Annotated in this window: 17 protein-coding genes and 1 pseudogene; 12 read left to right on the top strand and 6 right to left on the bottom strand. The window is 42.3% G+C overall.

What is annotated here, in order from left to right; all coding sequences use genetic code 11:
• The first annotated feature begins 47 nt into the window (after positions 1-47).
• Positions 48-983 (top strand): LysR substrate-binding domain-containing protein, encoded by a 936-nt coding sequence (locus FB6_RS14880; protein ID WP_174560697.1) that lies wholly within the window; start codon positions 48-50, stop codon positions 981-983.
• A gap of 23 nt (positions 984-1,006) precedes the next feature.
• On the opposite strand, the gene FB6_RS14875 is transcribed toward FB6_RS14880, so the two are convergent.
• On the bottom strand, positions 1,007-1,606 hold the full coding sequence (locus FB6_RS14875; RefSeq protein ID WP_174560696.1) for a TetR/AcrR family transcriptional regulator: 600 nt from the start codon (positions 1,604-1,606) through the stop codon (positions 1,007-1,009).
• A gap of 720 nt (positions 1,607-2,326) precedes the next feature.
• Between FB6_RS14875 and FB6_RS14870 the strand changes: the two genes are divergently transcribed.
• From FB6_RS14870 to FB6_RS14855, 4 genes are all read left to right on the top strand, one after another.
• Positions 2,327-4,108 carry an acyl-CoA dehydrogenase C-terminal domain-containing protein gene (locus FB6_RS14870; RefSeq protein WP_174560695.1) on the top strand — a complete coding sequence of 594 codons (1,782 nt, stop codon included), beginning with the start codon at positions 2,327-2,329 and terminating at the stop codon, positions 4,106-4,108.
• A gap of 94 nt (positions 4,109-4,202) precedes the next feature.
• Entirely contained in the window at positions 4,203-5,372 is a 1,170-nt protein-coding gene (locus FB6_RS14865; protein WP_174560694.1) for a thiolase family protein, read from the top strand.
• 109 nt (positions 5,373-5,481) lie between these two features.
• On the top strand, positions 5,482-6,981 hold the full coding sequence (locus FB6_RS14860; protein ID WP_174560693.1) for an acetyl-CoA hydrolase/transferase family protein: 1,500 nt from the start codon (positions 5,482-5,484) through the stop codon (positions 6,979-6,981).
• 204 nt (positions 6,982-7,185) lie between these two features.
• On the top strand, positions 7,186-7,524 hold the full coding sequence (locus FB6_RS14855; protein WP_174560692.1) for a hypothetical protein: 339 nt from the start codon (positions 7,186-7,188) through the stop codon (positions 7,522-7,524).
• Positions 7,525-7,766: 242 nt separating this feature from the next.
• Here the strand turns inward: FB6_RS14855 and yddG are convergent, their stop codons facing one another.
• The gene (gene yddG / locus FB6_RS14850; protein ID WP_174560691.1) at positions 7,767-8,693 is read right to left on the bottom strand and encodes an aromatic amino acid DMT transporter YddG; all 927 of its coding nucleotides are present in this window, start codon (positions 8,691-8,693) and stop codon (positions 7,767-7,769) included.
• A 194-nt stretch (positions 8,694-8,887) separates the two neighbouring features.
• Positions 8,888-9,778, bottom strand: coding sequence for a DUF4198 domain-containing protein (locus FB6_RS14845; protein WP_174560690.1), 891 nt, complete (start codon positions 9,776-9,778; stop codon positions 8,888-8,890).
• 106 nt (positions 9,779-9,884) lie between these two features.
• On the opposite strand from FB6_RS14845, the gene FB6_RS14840 reads away from it, so the two are divergent.
• Genes FB6_RS14840 through FB6_RS14830 form a run of 3 tightly spaced genes read left to right on the top strand, consistent with a single transcriptional unit; the run spans position 9,885 to position 13,534 of the window.
• On the top strand, positions 9,885-11,441 hold the full coding sequence (locus FB6_RS14840; protein WP_174560689.1) for a DUF2271 domain-containing protein: 1,557 nt from the start codon (positions 9,885-9,887) through the stop codon (positions 11,439-11,441).
• Between the two features lie 10 nt (positions 11,442-11,451).
• The gene (locus FB6_RS14835; RefSeq protein ID WP_174560688.1) at positions 11,452-12,042 is read left to right on the top strand and encodes a PepSY-associated TM helix domain-containing protein; all 591 of its coding nucleotides are present in this window, start codon (positions 11,452-11,454) and stop codon (positions 12,040-12,042) included.
• Between the two features lie 13 nt (positions 12,043-12,055).
• The gene (locus tag FB6_RS14830; protein ID WP_174560687.1) at positions 12,056-13,534 is read left to right on the top strand and encodes a sulfite reductase subunit alpha; all 1,479 of its coding nucleotides are present in this window, start codon (positions 12,056-12,058) and stop codon (positions 13,532-13,534) included.
• 110 nt (positions 13,535-13,644) lie between these two features.
• Here the strand turns inward: FB6_RS14830 and FB6_RS16750 are convergent.
• Both FB6_RS16750 and FB6_RS14820 read right to left on the bottom strand, forming a co-directional pair.
• A pseudogene (locus FB6_RS16750) lies at positions 13,645-13,928 on the bottom strand (transposase); the annotation flags it as partial.
• Positions 13,929-14,224: 296 nt separating this feature from the next.
• Positions 14,225-14,665: a DUF2147 domain-containing protein gene (locus FB6_RS14820; protein WP_174560686.1), complete on the bottom strand. Its 441-nt coding sequence runs from the start codon at positions 14,663-14,665 to the stop codon at positions 14,225-14,227.
• A 554-nt stretch (positions 14,666-15,219) separates the two neighbouring features.
• Between FB6_RS14820 and FB6_RS14815 the strand changes: the two genes are divergently transcribed.
• From FB6_RS14815 to FB6_RS14800, 4 genes are read left to right on the top strand one after another with little or no spacing between them, the layout of a single operon-like run.
• A complete protein-coding gene (locus FB6_RS14815) occupies positions 15,220-16,233 on the top strand; it encodes an HlyD family efflux transporter periplasmic adaptor subunit (RefSeq protein WP_174560685.1) in 1,014 nt (337 codons plus the stop codon).
• A 1-nt stretch (position 16,234) separates the two neighbouring features.
• The gene (locus FB6_RS14810) at positions 16,235-18,028 is read left to right on the top strand and encodes an ATP-binding cassette domain-containing protein (RefSeq protein WP_174560684.1); all 1,794 of its coding nucleotides are present in this window, start codon (positions 16,235-16,237) and stop codon (positions 18,026-18,028) included.
• A complete protein-coding gene (locus tag FB6_RS14805) occupies positions 18,025-19,155 on the top strand; it encodes an ABC transporter permease (protein ID WP_174560683.1) in 1,131 nt (376 codons plus the stop codon). Before FB6_RS14810 ends, FB6_RS14805 begins: the two co-directional genes overlap by 4 nt.
• Before the next feature lie 4 nt (positions 19,156-19,159).
• Positions 19,160-20,272, top strand: coding sequence for an ABC transporter permease (locus FB6_RS14800; protein WP_174560682.1), 1,113 nt, complete (start codon positions 19,160-19,162; stop codon positions 20,270-20,272).
• A 36-nt stretch (positions 20,273-20,308) separates the two neighbouring features.
• Here FB6_RS14800 and FB6_RS14795 read toward each other — a convergent pair whose 3' ends face one another.
• On the bottom strand, positions 20,309-21,724 hold the full coding sequence (locus FB6_RS14795; protein WP_174560681.1) for a PLP-dependent aminotransferase family protein: 1,416 nt from the start codon (positions 21,722-21,724) through the stop codon (positions 20,309-20,311).
• Positions 21,725-21,794: the final 70 nt, after the last annotated feature.

Below are 21,794 nucleotides of genomic sequence, written 5' to 3'. Positions count from 1 at the left end.
AGCAGAAGATGTTGTAGATTTAAAATAGTAGATCAGGGATATGATTCGTGTTTGAGCTTGACTGTAAGTTACTGAGCGTTTTTCTTTATATTTATAAATATAAAAGTGTTTCTGTCGCAGCTGATTATCTCGCCATGAGTCAGCCGACAGTCAGTAATATTCTGAACAAGATTCGACAGCATTATAACGATCCATTGTTCTTGAGAATTGGCAACGAAATGGTGCCGACAGAGTTGTCGAAACAGCTGTTTCCTCTGGTCAGTGAAGCGCTAAGTAAGGTCGAAATTATCAATAATTTCACGGTTGATTTTGACCAGACTACCTCACAGCAAAAATTTACCATAGCCATGACCGATGTTTCACATTTGGTGTTGCTGCCTAAAATTTCGCAATATTTAAAACAGCATGCTTCGCATATTCGTTTAAATGTACGTGCCATTACTTCTGAAACCAGTTATCAAATGGCCAATGGTGAAATTGATTTGGCGATTGGTTTTCTACCCAATCTGGAAAATGGTTTTTATCAGCAAAAACTCTTTGAACAATATTATGTGGTGATTGCCTCGAAAAACCATCCGCGACTGAGCGAAAACAGTCTAACCACCGAACAGTATATTAATGAACCTCATATCGATATTGATGCCGGAATGGGGCATTACCATATTGAAAATGAGCTGTTAAATTTAGAACTGAAACGCAATATCTTGATGCGCTTACCCAGTTATCTGGGCGTTGGGTTGGTGGTGCAGGAAACCGATGCGATTGCGACCGTACCGTATTATTTAAGTGAAGTGTTATTGTCGCGTGGCAATTTACAGATTTTTGATGCGCCGATTAACTTTCCGACCTATGCGGTGAAGCAATATTGGCATATGTCCTGTCATCATAAAACCAGCCATCAGTGGCTACGTCAGATGTGTTATGAACTGTTTTCGAAAATGAATGTTTTAGATGATCCGATGCATAAAATCATTCATCAATAATTCATTTATTTGTGGTGATGATATCAGGTGATTTTATCCGGGGTCATTAAGGCCTGGTTGATATACAGTTTAATCAGGCGTTCACGAGAACCAATCGATTTCTGGTAATGGGTTGAATTGAGCAGTAGCGACGCGCCATAAGTGACGGTCCAGATATAGGATAAATAATCACGAATTGACATGGCACTGTTGAAGGATTTCAGATATTCATCGGTCATGTCTTTAATTTCAATAATGCGTTCTTCACGCACCTGATACAGTTCTTCAAATAATTCTTTCAGTTTGCGTTCATTATTGGTTAATCGCTCTTCAATGACATGCAATAAAATGGTTCGGTTGGAATTTAACATGTTATAGAGCATGTACTGGGATACATAGGTTTTAATATTATTTTTATATTTTTTCGAAATTTCCAATAATCTTTTTTCATTCAAAATAATCAGTTCTAAATAGAGCTGATTCTTGCTTTTAAAATGTTTATAGATGGTGCCTTTGGCAATATCAAGTTCAGAGGCAAGTTCAGCAAGCGTGATATCTTGATTGTTATCTAACAACAGGGTTTCCGCCATGGTTAAAATTTTCTCTTTGCGTAATTGAAAATTTTGTTGACGTACTGTATTCATCGGACAGATCCCAGAAAAACATAAAAAGCGGACTCAACATATACCTATACCAGCGAGATGGCAACTCAACTAATGTCGGATATGAGCCAAAAACAAAGCGCTGCTCTGTTTTTGGCGCAAGAAAATAAAAAGCACTGCTTTGTTTTTGGCGCAAGAAAATAAAAAGCACTGCTTTTTAGTACAAAGGGGCAATATAGAAGGATAATCAACAGACCCGAATTCACTTCGGTTTAGATTTGCAATTGCATAGCCAAAATTAAAAGTCAATCATTGAGAACCTGAGAGGTCAATAATCATCAATAAAATTCCAATTGGGCCATAATTATTTTATTGTTTTTTGGCGTTGAAAAAGGGACTCACCCATAAAACGCAAAGAGCAGATATGCTGATTTAACCGTATTTGATTCACGATTTAAGTTTCGGTTTGATGGTGAATGGTTCAGTTTAAAGTGATTTACAGAAACCATGTTTTATTCGTCACTCATAAGAGTGATGATGAAATTATGCATAGCTACTTAACACTCGAGCTGATGAGTAAAGTGTTCAAAGCTGTTTTTCGCTGCATTCATTTCTCCACATGGATGTTGAAAACTGCTTGAATGCCCAGATTTTACTTAGATAGATATACGTTGGAAAAATCCGTTATTTCAGTATAGGTTTTACAACTTAAAAAAGCGCTTCAATATTTTAAATGCGAAGTCTTCACATAAGGAAAGCAATATGCCTATTTATAACGCACCACTTAAAGACATGGAATTTATTTTAAATGATGTATTTAAGGCAGATGAATTCTGGCAGGGCAATGAAAACCTCGCTCATTTAGATATGGCAACAGCGAATGCGATTTTAGAGGAAATGGCGAAGTTTTCTAAAAATGTCATCCTGGATTTGAATCGTACAAGTGATGAAGAAGGCGGCGCACAGTTCAATAATGGTGTGGTGACTACACCTAAAGGATTTAAAGAAGCATTTAAACAGTTTGCAGATGGCGGCTGGGTTGGCTTGGGTGCATCTGAAGAATGGGGTGGTCAGGGCATGCCTAAAATGCTGACCGTACTGGCTGATGAAATGATTTGGAGTACTAACCCGTCATTCATGCTGTATCCATTACTGACAGTGGGTGCAGGTATGGCCATTAATGACCGTGCTTCACAAGAACAAAAAGAAACCTATCTGCCAAAATTCTATACTGGTGAATGGTCAGGTACCATGTGCTTGACAGAGCCACATTCTGGTACTGATTTAGGCATTATCAAAACCAAGGCTGAACCGAATGAAGATGGTTCGTTCAACATTACCGGGACTAAAATCTTTATTACCAGCGGTGAACACGACCTGTGTGAAAACATCATTCATTTAGTGTTGGCTAAAACACCGAATGCACCAGCAGGTTCACGTGGTATTTCACTGTTTATCGTACCGAAATTCCATGTCAATGCAGATGGTTCGGTCGGTGAACGTAATGCCGTATCTGCAGGTTCAATTGAACACAAGATGGGGATCAAGGGTTCTGCAACTTGCGTCATGAACTTTGACGGTGCTAAAGGCTATATCGTAGGTAAAGAAAACGAAGGTCTGGCAGCCATGTTCGTGATGATGAACTACGAACGTTTATCAATGGGTATTCAAGGCATTGGTGCGGCTGAATTTGCCTACCAGAATGCTGCACAATATGCGACGGATCGTTTGCAAGGCCGTTCGGCTACCGGTGCAAAATCTCCTGAAAAACCGGCAGACTCAATTCTTGTACACGGTGATGTGCGCCGTATGTTGCTAAATGTTCGTGCCAACAACGAAGCATCACGTGCTTTTGCTGTGTATGTGGGTCAACAGCTCGACATCACCAAATACTCAACCGATGCTGAAGCAGTACGTAAAGCCAATGACCGTGTTGCACTGTTAACTCCAATTGCAAAAGCTTATTTAACCGACAAGGCACTTGATTCAAGCCTGGAAGCGCAAATGGTATTTGGTGGTCATGGTTATATTCGCGAATGGGGCATGGAACAATGTATTCGTGACTTGCGTATTTCCCAAATTTACGAAGGCACCAATGGTGTTCAGGCCATTGACCTGATTGGTCGTAAGACCATCAAATGCGGTGGTGCATACGTTGCTGAATACATTGCTGAAATTCGTGAATTTGCGCAAGGTCTGGATGATGCATTGTCGATTAAAGCCGCTGTATTGGATGTCTGCACACAGGTTGAAGACATTACTGCCTTCATTGTAAACCAGGCTAAAACCTCACCAGACTTCAGCAATGCAGTTGCTGTAGATTATTTACATGTAGTTGGATTGCTCAGCTTTGTTTATATGTACGCCCGCATTAGTCAGGCCGCTCAACCGAAACCAGAAAGCTTCTTCCAGAACAAACTGGTCTTGGCAGACTACTATGTAGCCAAAGTTTTACCTGACTTGGCAGCACGTGTACAACGTATTCAAGCCGGTGCCGATGTGGTGATGCAGTTGCCAGAAGAGTATTTTACTGCCCAATCTTAAGATTGATCACCTGGGTTTAACAAAGATGGAAATGACATGGGCTAAGTGTATAGCTCATGTCAAACAACAAGATTTATAAATTAGGATGGAAAAAATGATTGTTATCGTAAATGGTGTTCGTACTGCAATGGGTGGCTTCCAAGGCGCTCTTTCTTCATGTACAGCACCAGATTTAGGTGCAGCGGCAATTAAAGAAGTTGTTGCGCGTTCTGGTTTACAACCTACAGATATTGATGAAGTAATTTTTGGCTGTGTACTACCGGCCGGTTTAAAACAGGGACCTGCGCGTCAGGCTATGCGTCAGGCAGGTTTACCTGACACTACGGGTGCAACCACCATTAATAAAATTTGTGGTTCAGGTATGAAAGCGGTGATGCAGGCTGCCGATGCAGTAAAAGCTGGCTCAGCAGAGATTGTGGTCGCTGGCGGTATGGAGTCGATGAGTAATGCACCTTATTTACTCGATAAAGCACGTGCCGGCCACCGTATGGGACATGGCAAAATTACCGACCACATGTTCCAGGAAGGTCTGGAAGATGCTGAAACCGGTCTTTCTATGGGCGTTCTTGCTCAACAAATGGCCGACAAGAAAGGCTATACCCGTGAACAGCAAGATACCTTTGCGATCAGCTCATTGAATAAAGCAGTGACTGCTATCAACAATGGTTATTTTAAAGCAGAAATCGTGCCTGTGACGGTGTCTTCACGTAAAGGCGTTGTGGTGGTTGAGCAAGATGAGCAACCATTAAATGCCAAGGCCGATAAAATTCCAACATTACGTCCAGCATTTAAAAAAGACGGTACCATTACTGCTGCCAATTCCAGCTCGATTTCAGATGGTGCATCAGCATTAGTCATCACTTCAGAAGAAATTGCTGCAGAGCGTGGTTTACAGCCTTTAGCGAAAATTGTGGCCTATGCTTCAAATTCACAGCATCCCTCGGAGTTCACGATTGCACCCGTTGGCGCGATTGAAAAAGTGTTGAAAAAAGCTGGCTGGAATGCTCAGGATGTTGACCTGTGGGAAATCAATGAAGCCTTTGCCATGGTGACGATGGCCGCTATAGATGCTTTTGATCTGGATCCGGCCAAAGTGAATATTAACGGTGGTGCCTGCTCACTCGGTCATCCACTGGGTTCATCGGGTTCACGTATTATTGTGACCTTGCTGCATGCCCTAAAACGTACCGGTGGCAAAAAAGGTATTGCTGCTTTATGTATCGGTGGTGGTGAAGCAACTGCAATTGCAGTTGAACTGATCTAAACAGTCTCTTTAAAATAGAGCTTAACATATTGGATAAGTCATAAAAGCCTCGCTTCCAGCACGCTGGGATTGGGGCAAAAAATATATTTATTTTTTTGAGATTTTTAATATGAACGGTTTAGATCGCATTCGCTTAGTCTCCCTTCGCGACAAAGTTATGTCCGCTGAACAGGCGATTGAATTCATTCAAGATGGTGCTGTAGTAGGCTTAAGTGGTTTTGGTGGTGCAGGTGAGGCAAAAACCGTACCGTTGGCGCTGGCCGAACATGCCAAGATACATCCGCTAAAAATCACCCTGGCCACCGGTGCCAGTCTGGGCAACAAAATTGATGGCCGTCTAAATGAAGCCCATGCGATTGAGCGCCGTTATCCTTATCAGGCTGACCCGGGTCTACGTAAATCCATCAATGCTGGTGAAGTGATGTATATCGATCAGCATTTGTCTGAAATGGCAGATAACATTCGTCATCACAACTTACCGCGTATTAATGTGGCGGTGATTGCAGCAACGGCGATTACTGAAGATGGTCAGATTATTCCAACCGGTTCATGCGGTAACTCGGCGAACTTTGTGGAAATGGCAGACCATGTGATTATCGAAATTGATAACACCATCAATCCGGTGCTGGAAGGCGTACATGATATTTATGTACCAAAGGCCCGTCCGAACCGTGCACCGATTCCTCTAATTCATGCGGGTGATCGGATTGGCACAGTGGGGATTCAGATCAGTCCGGAAAAAATTTCTGCCATTGTGCTGAATGACCTTCCAGATACCTCTTTCAATATGGATGAGCCGGATCAGGATACGCTCTCAATTGCCAAGCATTTAATTCAGTTCTTTGAAGGTGAAGTGGCAGCAGGGCGTTTACCGGAAAATCTGGGTCCATTACAGTCGGGTGTAGGTTCGATTGCCAATGCTGTTTTTTCAGGCTTTGAACATTCCAATTTTCATCATCTGGAAATGTACTCGGAAGTGTTGCAGGACTGTACCTTTGAGCTGATCGATTCTGGCAAAATGACCTTTGCTTCAGGCTGCTCCATGACCCTGTCTGACTCTTGTGCCAAGCATGTGATGCAGAATTTTGAAAAATACAAAGACAAGATTGTGCTGCGCCCACAGGAAATTTCCAATAATCCTGAAGTGATTCGCCGTTTGGGCATCATTGCGATTAATACGGCACTGGAGTTTGATATTTACGGCAACGTCAATTCGACCCACGTGACTGGTACCAAAATGATGAACGGTATTGGCGGTTCTGGTGACTTTACCCGTCATGCACATTTGGCGATCTTTGTGACCAAATCTATTGCCAAAGGTGGTGCAATTTCATCTGTAGTGCCAATGGTGAGCCATACCGACCATACTGAACACGACATTGATGTTTTGGTGACAGAGAATGGTCTGGCAGATTTGCGTGGTCTTGCACCGCGTGAACGTGCCCGTAAGATTATCGATTTATGTGCACATCCAGATTATCGTGATGCCCTTAATGATTACTTTGAACGAGCTTGCCAGCGTGGGGGACAAACCCCGCATATTCTTGACGAAGCCTTGTCTTGGCATGCAAAATTTGAAGAAACCGGCAGCATGCAGAAAACTGCATAAACCAGAATTGGTTTAAGCTGTGATACAAAACCCATCCCGTGATGGGTTTTTTACTTTCTTCATGAAAGCTGTACAAAAAATTCAAAAAATGACGAAAGCAAAACATTCACTCAATGGCTGAAACGCTTGTACAACAAGAACAATTCAAAGCGAAAGTAGCATCCTTTTTATAATGGCCACTTTGTAAAACTCAAGGTCAAAATTTTGAAATATATTCAATATTTTTCAGGAATCGCACTGTTGCTCCTGTTAACTGCATGTGCCAAAGCACCGGATTATCAAGGGAACTGGAAAAACACTCTGGAAAATCCAAAACTTGAAAATTCACTCGTGATTAGCAAAAATGGTGATAATTATTTCATTACCAATACGTTAAAAGACAAAGCTACTGGTAAAACTGAAAAGAAAAATCCTGTTCCTGCTTCAGTCGGTAAGAATGGTTTTCTTCAGGTTAATGCAGGTGCCGGTGTAGTTGATTTCGCAATTGACGAGAAAACTGGCAATTTGGTGGGTTCCGGCTCAATCTATAAAAAAGCCAAATAACTTATTAAAGCAATAATTAACAAAGTATCCCTAAAGAAGATGTCATGAAATTGACGATTCATGACATCTTTTTTAGTTTAAAGAACTTAATCACGCTGCAAAATTTTCAACGAAATAATCCGCTTTCGTACGAAATTCTTCTATTTCATGTTCCGAATATTGGTCATAGATGGCAATGAAATCGATGTCACTTTTGATCAATTTTTAATTCATATAAGGCAATGAAAGTGATTGATTCAAATTTATGAGGCTTTGAAAACCTCAAATAATTTTGTTTTGATGGCTTGCCAATTGGTTGAGATCCAGCAGATAAACGAACCAAAGGTGACTAAAATTGCCCCTTGCCAAAATTCGTTAGAGAGTTGGGTTTGTAAAATCAACACGGAAATTAAGGTAGAAAAAATGGGGCTGAAATAAGACAGAGTCACTAAAATGGTGATATTGCCCTGAATAATGCCCACATTCCAGGCGGCATAGCCAAGAGCAGTGACGCAGGAAACAAATAATAAATACAGGCAGGTGCTTTGGTCAAAGTCAGGGACTGCTGTAAAATCATGAGTGAAAAATAATTTAATCCAGAGTACCAATGTAATCGCCACAAAGAACAGGGCAATCGGGTTATGCCCTTGGCTATATTTTTTGGTAATCACACAATATAGTGACCACAAACTTGCGCCCAGAAATGCCAGCACATAACTGGTGGGATTGGCTTGGATATTATGAGAGATAGTCGTCCAGCTTAGTGACTGGTTGCCCATCTGAGTCAGCACTATTCCCAATAAGCTGATGGCTAAACCAACAATAACAAAGACATTAAACTTGATCTCTTTAAAAATGATCAGCATGACAATGGTCAAACTGGGCCATAAATAATTGACCAGGCTCACTTCAATCGCTTGTTGCGGTGTTTGCGACAAGGCAATCGCATAAGAAAAACACAATTCATAGACCACAAATAGTAGGGTGGCAAATACAAGATAACTTTTTGAAATCTGTTTTAAATTGGGGATACGAAATAACAGCAACAAGATGCAGGCACTGAAGCTATACATCAGGGTGACAGCCAAATCTGCACCAATATTTGCACTAAGTTTTTTCAGTAAGCCAACAATTGAAGACCATTGCAAAATTGCACTAAAGCCGATCAACGTGGCAAGATTTTTAGACATATAAAATGAAAAGAAGCTGTTAGAACAGATTTCTTGAAAATATAAAGATGAATAAGTATAGCAATTTACCGTCGTTACAGTTTATGAATCAATTAATCTTTTGAATATTTGTTATAAATTAGGGTTTTTGGAATTGAATAAAAAATACCACCAAAACAGGTGGCATTTTAAAGATCAATCTAAAATATGAATTTTTATTCAGCAACTTCAACAGTTAAACCGTAAGTAAAGTTATCGCTGGCTGGTTTTTTAGTAGCATCAGGATTGGCTTCCGGATAAGACGTGGTAATTAAATAAATACCGGCTTGTTCAAATTTAATTTCAACTTCACCTTTGGCATTGGTCTTCACATGCGGCTGTTCACGTTTTGCATTGGCTTCATAGCTACTTGCACCTTTGAACACATCAATTTCAAGATTAGGCACCGGTTTACCATTCACTAAAACCTGAGCTTTTAATGACTCTCCTGCATATAACTCGCTTGGATGCGTCAGTAATTTGAACTCAAATCCTTGCTTGCTTGGAGCAGGAATTGCAGATGGTTTGCCTTTAGTCACATAGCTTTCAGCAATCAGGTGATTGGTGACTTCAAGCGTTTGAGCATTGGCAGGCACTTGGTCTGCTGCAATCATACGGGGTGGTTGAGTATTAGTAGGAGCTTTAGCTGGGGTTACAGTTTCAGCCGGTTTGGTTGGCGCAGGATTTTGCATTCCTGCACGCACCGGACGAACACGTAACCAGCGACCATCTACCAGCGCATATTTACCGCTATTGCCAATCGCATCTTGAGTACGAATACGGTAAGTTCCATCTTCAGGTAAATCAAATTCCGCCACGTTAAAACGTTTTAATGACGCTGCAGCATTGACTGGTTTTTGCTGTCCATTCGGTTCAGTAATAACATAAGTGGTTTTAAAGTTATTTCCTGCAACAAAAAACTTTTCTATGGTAATGGCACTTTGGAAGCTAAGGTTTTGCGCTGCTTTGGTATCAAATACTTCAGGAAGCAAAAAAGGGCTCATCGTATGTGCATGACTCAGTACAGGAAGCGTGCTCAGTAAAGCAATTTTTAACCAGGTATTCATTGTCGAAGGACTCCAGAGAACAATTATTTAATTTAATGTGCCTAATCTACTTGATAATTACTATCATTATCAATAATATTCATAAAAAATATTCTGGAGAATCAGCATGTCATCTGCTGCAAGAAATTTCTATCCGTTGCATAAAGCTTTTCGTCTTTCACCACTGGTTATGGCGTTGGCGCTGATTTCTCCTTTGCATGCATATGCTGCCGAACCAACTGTGCAGACCTACCAAGCCGAACATGTTGCTACACAGACTCATCATTTTCATCGTGACCACATCTTAGGGACGTCTTTGGATGTCATCGTTCAAGGTGCTTCTAAACAAGAGGCAAAACGCGCGCTAGATGCTATTGAAAATGAAATTGGTCATTTGGATCAACTGTTATCGACATGGCGAGATGACAGTGAAATTACAGCCTTAAACAACAATAAACAGGGCAAGGTTTCTCCTGAACTTTTTGAAGTGATTGCAGCCTGTGAAAATTGGCGTGATAAAACCTGCGGGGCTTTTGATGCACGCTTAGGACAGCTAGTGACCCTATGGGAGCAATCACAAGGGGTCATGAAACTGGATGAAACGACCCGTCAACAGGTGCTGAATCAGTTAAAAGCAGAGAGCGTAAAACTTGATGCAGAACAACAAAGCATTGCTCTGAGTGACGCGGTGAAATTCGCACCGGATGCCTATGCCAAAGGCTACATTATTGACCGGGCACTGGTTGCAGCACGTCAAGCTGTACCTGAGATTCAGGGTTTACTGGTCGATATTGGCGGTGATATTCGCGTTTGGGGAGATGCCCCACAAAAAGCAGGCTGGAACATTGGTGTACAGGATGCCTTTATCCATACCGATAACAGTGCACCGCAACAGGTGTTGAATCTAAATGATCAAGCCATTGCAGTGAGCGGTCAAGGTTATCGTACACTGGCTGGCCAAACCCATCTTCTTGATCCGAAAACAGGACTGCCGCTACAACAGGTTGAACAGTGTGTGGTGGTGGGGCAATGTGCAGCTGATGCCGATGCTTTAGCTACGGCTTTGGCAGCCATGCAACCGGAAGAAGGTTTAGAGCTGATTGAAGCTTTAATTGGCTATGAAGCCAAACTGACCTTAAGTAATGGCGATGTTCATCAAAGCTCGGGTTGGAACAGTCTGGTGCAATTGCCACAAAATGCAGAAATGCGTACAGTGGCCAGTTCCTCTGCTGCCAAATGGCCAGCCGGCTATCAGGCGATTATTGACCTGACCATTCCTAAAATTGACGTTGAAAAATACCGTGCGCCCTATGTGTCTGTTTGGGTGACAGATGCGAATAAAAAAATCGTCCGTACCCTGGCAGTTTGGGGTAAAGATGAGAAATGGATTAATTCCAACTATGTCTGGTATCGCCGTTATGGACGCCAAATGACCAATTTGGATGCCGTGGCCAAACCATCACGTCAACCGGGTCACTATAAACTGGCCTGGGATGGTAAAGATGAAACCGGTCGTGCCGTTGCGGCAGGCAAGTATCTGATTCATATTGAAACCTCACGCGAGCACGGTGAGCATTCTTATCAAACCTTTGATCTGGATGTGAAAGCCAAATCTTCCAGCCAGACTTTAGCTGCACAAAAAGAAATTGGTGCCGTTAAACTGAATTTCCAAAAAGTGAACTAAGGCTGTAGCTGTGTATCAACGTCGTGATTTTTACCGCCATGCACGCTATGTGCATGGCTGGCTTTCTGCTTTTGCCTTCATTACCCTGTTATTTTTCTCCGTCACGGGCCTTTTACTGAATCATCCAGAATGGTTTGAGCCGGCTAAAAATGAAGCCACCAGCACGCTGGTTTTACCGGATACAGTGCTGAAGTCGATCAAACAGCAGGAAAATCCCAGCGATACTATTTTGAATTATGTCCGCCAACAGCAAACGGTGGTGGGACGTTATCAAAGTAGTGAGGTGATGGATAATGAAGTGATGATCCGTCTGGAAAGTCCGGCAGGAAGCACAGATATTTTTGTGAGCACGGATACGGGGGATACCGAAATTACGCAAAATCCTGCTTCTACGGTGTCTTTGCTGAATGATCTGCATCGCGGTAAAAATTCAGGTTTAGCCTGGAGCTGGTTGATTGATATCAGTGCCATTATTTTTATTGTCTTGTCTTTGGCGGGTTACATTCTATTTTTAAGCATTAAAACCCGTTTGGTTACCCATCTGGTGCTGACTGCAATCAGTCTGGCGATGATTATTTTACTGATCTGGTCGGCGGTTTAGGTACTCTCTTCTGATGACACATTCTGTTGCTGTAATTTTAATTAGCTTTGCCATTTTATTGTTTTTGTATGTGTTCATCATCGCTTATTTAATGCTGAACAATCGCCGGCAAAAACAGTTAACCGCATTCCAGCAAAACGGTTATTTGATAGTTTTTGCCAGCCAGTCCGGTCAGGCTGAACATTTTGCCCGACAAACAGCACAGCAGTTGCAAGCGATTGGACAAACCGTTCGTGTGATGGATATTCAATATCTCCATACCGAACAACTGCAGCAAGCCAATCAAGTGCTGTGGTTTGTCAGTACCTATGGCGAAGGTGATGCACCCGATACTGCACGAATGTTTATCCATGACATTTTGAAGTCGCAGGCTCTGGATCTGTCCCATCAGTCCTATGCCATTTTAGCTTTAGGTGATCGACGCTATTCGCATTTCTGCGGTTTTGCTCAGCGTTTAAATGAATATTTACAGCAGCATCATGCCAAAGCACTGTTTGATATGGTGTGTGTCGATCATTTGAATCCGGCTGATTTGCATCGATGGACACAACATTTAGAGCAGCTCACCCAGCAACAATTCAGTCCGGTTGCCGAGGAACAGCACTGGCATCGATTTATTTTAAAGCAGCGGTTTTGCTTAAATAGCGGCAGCCAAGGCAACTCGATTTATCAAATCCAGCTGGCTTATTCGGAAGGCATACACTGGTCTTCGGGCGATATTCTTGAAGTTCAGTGTGGCAACTCATTGGATGATATACAGGAATTTCTGTGTGCACAGCAGCAGCCTGCCTCTCAAACAATAGTTGAACTGCTGCAACTGAAAAATTTAAAAAATATTCCTGAACGCTTGCCGGATGAGTCTCTCACTGATTGGATCAATCGTTTTGATGGGTTGGGAATGCGTGAATACTCGATTGCCAGTATTCCAGAGCAGCGGAGAATTGAACTGGTGATCCGACAGGAAAGAACGCCGGCGGGCTTAGGCATCGGTTCAGGCTGGCTCACTGCACATGCCGCTTTGGGGCAGCCAATTGTGGCAAGAATCCGTCCTAATCCAGCCTTTCATTTAAAGCCTACACAGCAGCCGTTAATCTTGATTGGCAATGGAACCGGAATTGCCGGACTGGTGGCGCATCTGGCACAAAGACAACACTGGGGAGAGCAGCAAAACTGGCTGATTTTTGGCGAACGTCAGCAGCAGTTCGATCATCTTTATCAAGATCAGATTCAGCGTTGGCAGACTGAAGGTTATTTAACCCATGTTGATTATGCCTTTTCCCGGGATCAGGCGGAAAAAATCTACGTGCAACATATTTTACAGCACAAATCTGCACAGCTTATAGAGTGGATAGCTGCGGGGGCTGCAATCTATGTTTGTGGCAGTTTAAAAGGTATGGCACAAGCAGTGGAGCAAACTCTGTTAAGTCTTTTAGGTGCTGAACAATTAGATCAGCTGAAACATGAAGGACGATATCAGCGCGATGTTTATTAAGTCACTGGTTAATAGAATAAAAAAAGATAGTAATTGAGTAGGCTTAATTTAATCCTTAAGAATATCGATCTAATAAAACCAGAGGATTTACTAGGATCGAGGTTTAAATTTCAGTCTAAAAAGGTAAAATTTTTTAGCTGTTGCCTTGGAATGCCATAATTGCATCTAAACCAAGAGACTTTGTGTTTCTCAGTGTTAATAAACAAGTAAAAAGCATCTATAAGAATTTCATGGTATTTTCTTAAGATTCATTTTGCCTGATTTAAAAATTTTCTATCCCATTGATATGGTTATGAGCATTTGCAAAATGACTTGAATGATTGATTCTGAAATGAATAAAACCAGCAACATCTAGAGCATTATAACTAAGCCAGTAATCTGTATAAAAAATGCTACATTCGGGTGAGTTTCCAATAAGTCTGCTGCTAATCTGGCTGTAACACTGGACATAAAAATCGAGTTGCTTTATCTATATTTTTTATTTAATTTACAATTGGTTATATTTGTTTTTTATGGATTATAATAATGCTAACCTACTACAGCCATAAAATAAATTCACGCTTTCTGTTGATGTGAAGTGCTCTCCATTGAAAAACTTCATGATCTTAATATCAGAAGAATACTGAATTAGATATTTCAAAGTGAAAAAGCGGCTTCAGTAGCCGCTTTTTATGGATAATTTATCAAAAATTAATTGGTACGTACCCAGGTCTGACTGCGACCCAGTGCAGAAACACCAATATAACCACGACCATTCAAAGTCTTGCCATCTTCAGATAATTTGGCATTAAAGCTATAGGTTTTACCATTTTTAGGATCGGTAATTTTGCCGCCATCATAGCTGCGAGCGCCATTTTTTTTCAATCCGGATACAATTTGGATGCCTTGTAACGGTTTATTGTGAAATTTTCCGCTACATTTACTACATTTTTGAGCTTCACTTCCTTCCAGCACATCTACAATTTTTGCTGAAAGGACACCATTAGATGTTTCAGTAAATTGTACTACGGATAAGGGTTTCTTGGTCACATCGTCAATGGTTTTCCATTTGGTTCCATGTAGGGGATCAGCAGCCAAAGCCAGTGTGGAAACGAGCGACAGTCCGATTATGCTTAGCGTTGTTTTTATCATCATTTGACCTCAACAGATTTGAGTAAACCATTTATTAAGTGCTTGAAGTCGTTATTCTGTTTCTGACTTCAATGGTAACAAAATGCAGGCTTGCAATTTGTAGCTGCCATCTTATTCAAATATTGGGTAGCTATTGTGGAGATTTTTATGGGCTTGTGTTTGGAACACTTTAATTAAGTTTAATTTATATTTTATTTTTCTACATAATTTGCTGGAAATTTACTTCATTTCACAATTTTATATAAGGCTCTGAATCATTTCAGGCTGATTTATGCAATAAGTTAGCCTAATGTGAACGAGAAATAAATCATTTAAAACTTAGTGCAAGCACATAAATGATCGTCTGCAATTGAAAACCAATGCGAATGTTAATATTCAGTATTTTTAGCAATTCACCCAGATTCCTTGTAATCAGTTTTTTAGGGAGCAGACGCATCATCAGCAAGTTGGTTTATGGTTTAGAAGGGGGGTAGCAACAAAATTTATAACTGAAATCTCTCTTTTATTTTTTAAATTATGGTTATGATATTTCAACAAATATAAGGCATATCATAATGAAAAAAAAAGTCATTATTATAGGTGTAGTGCTGGTTATCGTGGTGGCAGCAATTGCATATTGGTTATTCAATAGGGATAAAAATACCGGTGATGAATTAACCTTATATGGCAATGTCGATATTCGTCAGGTGTCTTTAGCCTTTGAAGAAGCTGGCCGGATCAAGGAACTGAAAGTTCAGGAAGGCGATCAGGTTCAAGCCGGACAAGTGCTTGCGGTATTGGATACTCAAGCTCTGGAAATTCAGGCCAAACAAGCAGAAGCACAACTCAAAGTACAACAACAAGCTGTCGTAGAACAGGATGTCGGAACTCGACCTGAACAAATTACTCAGGCACAGGCTCAACTGGCGTCTGCCGAAGCACAACTGGATAAAGCGCGGAAGGATTTAAACCGTTATCAGGCTTTATATGGTAGCAGCAGTGGCAAGGCGATCAGCAAGCAGGAGCTGGATGCCGTCACCAGTAATGAAAATACCGCGCTCGCAGCTGTGAATGAACGTAAAGCCAATTTAGTACTTTTACAAAAAGGGGCTCGCAAAGAAGAGCGGGCAGCCACCCAAGCCCAAGCAGAAGCCACTAAGGCCAGTCTGGATTTAATCAAATACAAAATTGCCCAAAGTGAATTACGCTCGCCCACACATGCAGTTGTACGTGCGCGTCTACAAGAAGTGGGTGATATGACCACACCGCAAAAAGCAATTTATACCCTGGCTTTGACCAATCCGAAATGGATCCGTGTCTATGCCAGCGAAGCAGATCTGGGACTATTTAAAATAGGCTCAAGCGCGCAGGTGTTTCAAGATTCCAAACCCGGTCAACCTGTGACAGGTAAAATTGGCTACATCTCATCAGTAGCTGAATTTACCCCCAAAACAGTACAGACAGAAGATATAAGAACCTCCTTGGTTTATGAGGTCCGTGTCTATGTGAACGATGCCCAGGACCAGCTTAAAATGGGGCAACCGGTCACTGTCAGAATAGCCAAGTCAGTGTCACCTGAGCAAAAATAAGATGAATGAGTCCAGTATCGTCAGTGCACGTGAGCTTGTAAAAACCTTTCCATCTGAAAGCAAAGGTGCTGCCGAGACACGAGCAATAGATGGGCTGAATATGCAGATTCAGGCAGGACAGCTCACAGCCTTAGTCGGCCCGGATGGTGCGGGAAAATCGACTTTTTTACGCTTAATTGCAGGACTCTATCCTCCGACCTCCGGAGAACTGAAGGTCTTGGGTTTTGATGTCACCGAAGATCCACAGCGTATACAAGACCGGATCAGTTATATGCCGCAGCGTTTTGGGTTGTATGAAGATCTCAGTATTCAGGAAAATCTGGAGCTGTACGCGGACCTACATGGCGTACCTCAGGAGATTCGGCAGCAACGTTTTGAACGTTTACTCGCCATTACCGATTTAACCCAGTTTAAGCAGCGCCTTGCTGGCAATCTGTCCGGTGGGATGAAGCAGAAATTGGGGTTGGCCTGTACTTTGGTGCGTTCACCTGAACTGTTATTGCTGGACGAACCCAGTGCCGGGGTCGATCCTTTATCGCGTCGTGACTTGTGGAGCATTATCGAACAACTGGTTGCTGAAGAACAGCTCAGTGTCATCATCAGCACGGCATATCTGGATGAAGCCGAACGCTGTAGTCAGGTATATGTCATGTATGAAGGGCAGATCCTGAAACAGGGCAGTCCGGATCAGCTCAAACAGCAGGTAAATGGACTTACCTGGCAGGTCACAGCACCGGCTGGCATGAAAGCGCGTAGTTTACAAGCACATTTGTTGAAGAACTCGGAGTACATTATCGATGCCGTTCCCAAGGGCGACAGTGTCCATTTTATGACGACTCCGCAGCATCCTGAGTTGCCGGATAGTCAATTACCGGAAAACTGCGTCGCTCAGGCCCGTGAAGCAGACCTTGAAGATGCCTTTATGCTGATTCTGCATGAACGACAAAATCAGGAACATCAAAAAGCCTATAGTACGGATTATCGTTTATCTGAGCCGCAGCAAAGCGAATTAACAGAGGATGAGGTGGTGATCCAGGTCCAAGATCTGGTTCGTAAATTTGGGGGCTTTACAGCGGTTGCCAATACCTCGTTTGAGGTGAAACGGGGAGAAATTTTCGGTTTACTCGGGCCAAATGGCGCTGGCAAAACCACAACTTTTCGTATGCTGTGCGGATTATTAGCGGCATCAAGCGGCACGCTAGAAGTCGCAGGCATGAACCTGCGGCGTGCACGTGCAGAAGCGCGCGCTAAAATTGGCTATGTTTCGCAAAAATTTGCTTTATACAGCAATTTAAGCGTCGTCGAGAATCTTGAATTCTTTGGTGGGGCTTATGGTTTACATGGCAAAAAGCTCAAACAACAAATTGAAAAAGCCTCAAAACAATACGATCTGAAAGCAAATGCCAAAAGTGGTAATCTTCCCGGCGGTTATAAGCAGCGCCTTTCCATGGCAGCTGCATTGTTACATGAACCTGAAATTGTATTCCTGGATGAGCCAACCAGTGGGATTGATCCGCTGGCGCGGCGTTCGTTTTGGTACACCATTGGCGAACTGGCTGATCAGGGCATCACCATCATCATTACCACGCACTTTATGGAAGAGGCTGAGTACTGTGACCGTATCGCGATTCAGGATGCCGGAAAAATGCTGGCACTGGGTTCCCCCAGACAAGTGCGTGAACGCGCAGGCCCTGATCATGCACAGGACATGAACAGTGCCTTTATTGGCATTGTGGAGCAGGCCCGACAGCAGCAAACACAACAAAAACAGCCGCCTCAGGAGCAGAGGTCATGAAACATTCCAATGCCTTTTTTGTTCGTTTGTGGGCTTTGCTCAAGAAAGAAACGCGCCAGTTAGTGCGGGATAAAAGCAGTCTGGCGATTGGTTTATTGCTACCAATTATTCTGATTCTGCTTTTTGGCTATGGTCTGTCTTTTGATCTGAGCAATGGTCGGGTCGGCGTGGTGGTGGAACAATCGACACAGCAGTCCAGCCAGATTATTTCAGGCCTTGAAGGATCGCGTTATTTAACGACCCAGCAATATCAGAGTTATCAGGCGGCAGAACATGCCATTCAAAACGCAGAAATTGATGCCATTCTCCATATTCCTGCAACTTTTGCTGAAGATGCAGCCAATGGTCAGGCTCATTTACAGTTATTGCTCAACGGGCGCTCAACCAGCATTGCTGCTGCCATGCAGGCTTATGTCAGTGTGGCAATCAATACCGCAGCGGCCATACAGGCCGATCGGCAAAATATCCGCGCATCTACCGCCATGATTACGGTTGAACAGCGCATGTGGTTTAACGAATCGGCTAACAGTACCTGGTATTTAGTGCCCGGTTTAATTGTGCTGATTCTGACCCTGATTGGCGCATTTTTAACGGGATTGCTGATTGCCCGTGAACGTGAGCGTGGAACTTTAGAAGCCTTGTTTGTCACGCCCATCCGGCCGATTGAAATGGTGATCGCAAAACTGACGCCTTATCTGGTCATTGGCATGATTGATATCGGCATGTGCTTGATCGCCTCTTATTTTTTATTTGAAGTGCCGATGCGGGGTTCCATAATTTCTATCGTTTCTGCGGCTTTTTTATATCTGCTGGTTTCACTGTTGTTAGGGCTGACCATTTCGGGCTTTGCACAGAGTCAGTTTCAAGCCAGTCAAATCGCATTGCTGACCAGTTTTATGCCGGCAATGATGCTCTCCGGTTTTGTATTTGATACCCGAAATTTGCCCTTGCTGGTGCAATTGATCAGCCAGATCATACCGGCCACGCATTTTATGATCCTTATCAAAACCTTATTTTTAGGTGGTGATGACTGGTCATTATGGCTAAAAGAATGCAGCATCCTGATGATTTATATCGTAGTGCTGATGTTTGCGTCATGTAAATCGCTCAAAAAGCAGTTGAGATAAGCGTATGAACAACATGATTGCATGGTTTCGCTATTTGAATGTGCTGGTCAAAAAAGAATTTCTGACCATCTTTAAAGATCCGTCCAATCGCGTGATCCTGTTTGCACCGGCACTGATTCAGGCACTGTTATTTGGCTACGCGGCAACCTATGACGTCAATCATGTCGATTATGCCGTGCTGGATCAAAGCCGGGGACAACATGCCTATGGTCTACTAAGCAAGCTGGACGGCTCAGGCATATTTAAGCGCACTGCAACGCTGCAAAATGCAGATCAGATCAAACAGCTGATCGATCAGCGTGAAGCCCTGGCGGTGATCACCATCCCAGCAGACTTTGAAAACAAGCTCAATCAGGGACAAAGTTCGCCCATTCAAGTGATTGTCGATGGTCGCAATTCATCTACTGCCGCCGCTGCCGCAGCTTATATCAATGCAGTCGTCAGCCAATATAACCAGCAGGAACTGGCTGTGAGCGCACCAGTCAATATAGAGACACGCACCTGGTACAACCCTAATCAGGAATCGCGCTGGGGCATCATGCCTTCACTGATTGCGGCTTTAAGTATGATGCAGACCTTGTTGCTGTCGGCATTATCGGTGGCGCGGGAACGTGAACAGGGGACTTTCGACCAGCTGCTGGTGACGCCCTATACACCGCTACACATTATGATTGGCAAAGCTTTGCCCCCCATTTTTGTTGGGCTCATTCAATCCAGCATTATTTTATTGATCATCATGTTCTGGTTTCAGATTCCCATGAACGGTTCACTGGCATTGCTGTATTTTGGTTTGGTCAGTTTTAATGTCGCTGTAGTTGGAATTGGCCTGTCCATATCTGCGATTGCACTGAATATGCAACAAGCCATGCTGTTTACTTTTTTACTGATTATGCCGCTGATGCTGTTATCTGGCCTGTTAACACCGGTACAGAATATGCCCCAGATTCTGGAAATGGCGACTTATGTCAATCCTTTACGTTTTGGTATAGATCTGGCGCAACGGGTTTATTTGGAAGGTGCACAATTTGATCAGGTGAAAATGGATTTTGTACCGATGATTGTGATTGCCATTCTGTCTTTGCCATTGGCTGCATGGCTGTTTAAAAATCGCTTATAGATAAAAGCCTGTTATAGGTAAAAAAAACTTACTCGATTAAGATGAATTTTGATGCTTTTCAATACAGGTAATGAGGGTGTCGAGTGCCTGTTTCAGCGTTTCGCTTAATTCAAAAGAACTATTTAGTCTCAGATAATGCGGTTTGTGCGCGGTAATATTAAATAGTGGACTCGGCGAGACCCCGATATTCTGCTCAATCATTTCCTGATAAACCGTCATACTATCCACATTTTCAGGCAGCTTCATCCAAATAAAATAACCACTGGGATAAAAATAAGGCGTACAAGTTGGGGGAAGTTTATGTTCCAAATATTTAAAAAACTGGAGCTTATTTTGCTGTAAATGCTTTCTTAACGTTCGAAGATGCTTTTCATAATGATGATGTGAGATAAATTCAACCAGTGCATTTTGCAGAATTGAATTGACTGAGATGGTGCTCATTAGCTGTAAATGCTGAATATGCTGTGAAAATTTTCCGGCAAAAACCCAACCGACGCGGAAACTAGCACCGAGTGTTTTAGAAAAAGAAGAACAATGCAGCACCAGATTTTTTTGATCATAAAACTTCATGGATAACGGTTTGGTTTTACCGAAATACAATTCCTCATACACATCATCTTCAATCAAATAAATATCATGCTGATGCAGTAATTCGGCAATTTTAGCTTTGATGTTTTCACTGACAGTAAATCCAATCGGGTTGTGACTGTTCAACATGAGCCAGCAAACTTTAATCGGATAGGTTTTAATAATGTGTTCAAAAGCTTCCAGATCAAAACCATATTGGGGATGTTCCGGAATGGTAATAACTTTTAAACCCAAACGTTCCGCAGCTTGCCAGGCGCCATAGAAAATATTTTGCTGCAATAAAATATAGTCGCCCGCTTTAGCAATACTTTGTAAAGAAAGATTCAATGCATCCAGACAACCTGAAGTAATGACAATATCATCTGGGTCGGCAGCAATGCCTTGCATGCAATAGCGCTGGGCGATTAATTTTCGCAGTTGAAAATTACCCGGTGGAAGATTATCACTCAGATCATAACTTTTTTTATTACGTGTGATTTGTCCCATGATCTGAATCAGTTTTTTGGAATACATCAGTTCACTATTGGGAAAGGCAGAACCGAAAGGAATAATTTGATGACCTTGAATCGATTTTAAATATTTAAAAATTAAAGAATTAATTTCAATTTTAGAATTCAGGGAAATAACCATCGGACGTGCATCGGGTTGCTCCGAGATGGCATTGGAAACGTAATAACCTGATTTTTCTTTCGAATAAATTAATGCCTGAGCTTCAAGTTCCTGATAGGCATTCATTACGGTCAATAAACTTAAACCAGAAATCTGCGCCTGTACCCGCAGTGAAGGCAATTTTTCATGGGGCTTTAATGAACCGTTTTCAATCAGTAGTTTAAGCTGGTTGGCCAGTTTTTCAGATTTATACATAAATTTAAAAACCTTATGATGTGAAAGTATTTACATCATTTGCGTGCATTTAAAATCATAACTTTGAAGA

The organism is Acinetobacter bouvetii (assembly GCF_902753875.1).
Taxonomy (GTDB): Bacteria; Pseudomonadota; Gammaproteobacteria; order Pseudomonadales; family Moraxellaceae; genus Acinetobacter; species Acinetobacter bouvetii_A.
This window is presented reverse-complemented; position numbering and strand designations above follow the sequence as displayed.

Coding starts and splice junctions, on each gene's coding strand:
- FB6_RS14875 (WP_174560696.1), bottom strand. CDS start 1,606: ATGAATACAGTACGTCAACAAAATTTTCAATTACGCAAAGAGAAAATT.
- FB6_RS14845 (WP_174560690.1), bottom strand. CDS start 9,778: ATGAATACCTGGTTAAAAATTGCTTTACTGAGCACGCTTCCTGTACTG.
- FB6_RS14840 (WP_174560689.1), top strand. CDS start 9,885: ATGTCATCTGCTGCAAGAAATTTCTATCCGTTGCATAAAGCTTTTCGT.
- FB6_RS14830 (WP_174560687.1), top strand. CDS start 12,056: ATGACACATTCTGTTGCTGTAATTTTAATTAGCTTTGCCATTTTATTG.
- yddG (WP_174560691.1), bottom strand. CDS start 8,693: ATGTCTAAAAATCTTGCCACGTTGATCGGCTTTAGTGCAATTTTGCAA.
- FB6_RS14820 (WP_174560686.1), bottom strand. CDS start 14,665: ATGATAAAAACAACGCTAAGCATAATCGGACTGTCGCTCGTTTCCACA.
- FB6_RS14805 (WP_174560683.1), top strand. CDS start 18,025: ATGAAACATTCCAATGCCTTTTTTGTTCGTTTGTGGGCTTTGCTCAAG.
- FB6_RS14870 (WP_174560695.1), top strand. CDS start 2,327: ATGCCTATTTATAACGCACCACTTAAAGACATGGAATTTATTTTAAAT.
- FB6_RS14810 (WP_174560684.1), top strand. CDS start 16,235: ATGAATGAGTCCAGTATCGTCAGTGCACGTGAGCTTGTAAAAACCTTT.
- FB6_RS14795 (WP_174560681.1), bottom strand. CDS start 21,724: ATGTATAAATCTGAAAAACTGGCCAACCAGCTTAAACTACTGATTGAA.
- FB6_RS14800 (WP_174560682.1), top strand. CDS start 19,160: ATGAACAACATGATTGCATGGTTTCGCTATTTGAATGTGCTGGTCAAA.
- FB6_RS14815 (WP_174560685.1), top strand. CDS start 15,220: ATGAAAAAAAAAGTCATTATTATAGGTGTAGTGCTGGTTATCGTGGTG.
- FB6_RS14860 (WP_174560693.1), top strand. CDS start 5,482: ATGAACGGTTTAGATCGCATTCGCTTAGTCTCCCTTCGCGACAAAGTT.
- FB6_RS14865 (WP_174560694.1), top strand. CDS start 4,203: ATGATTGTTATCGTAAATGGTGTTCGTACTGCAATGGGTGGCTTCCAA.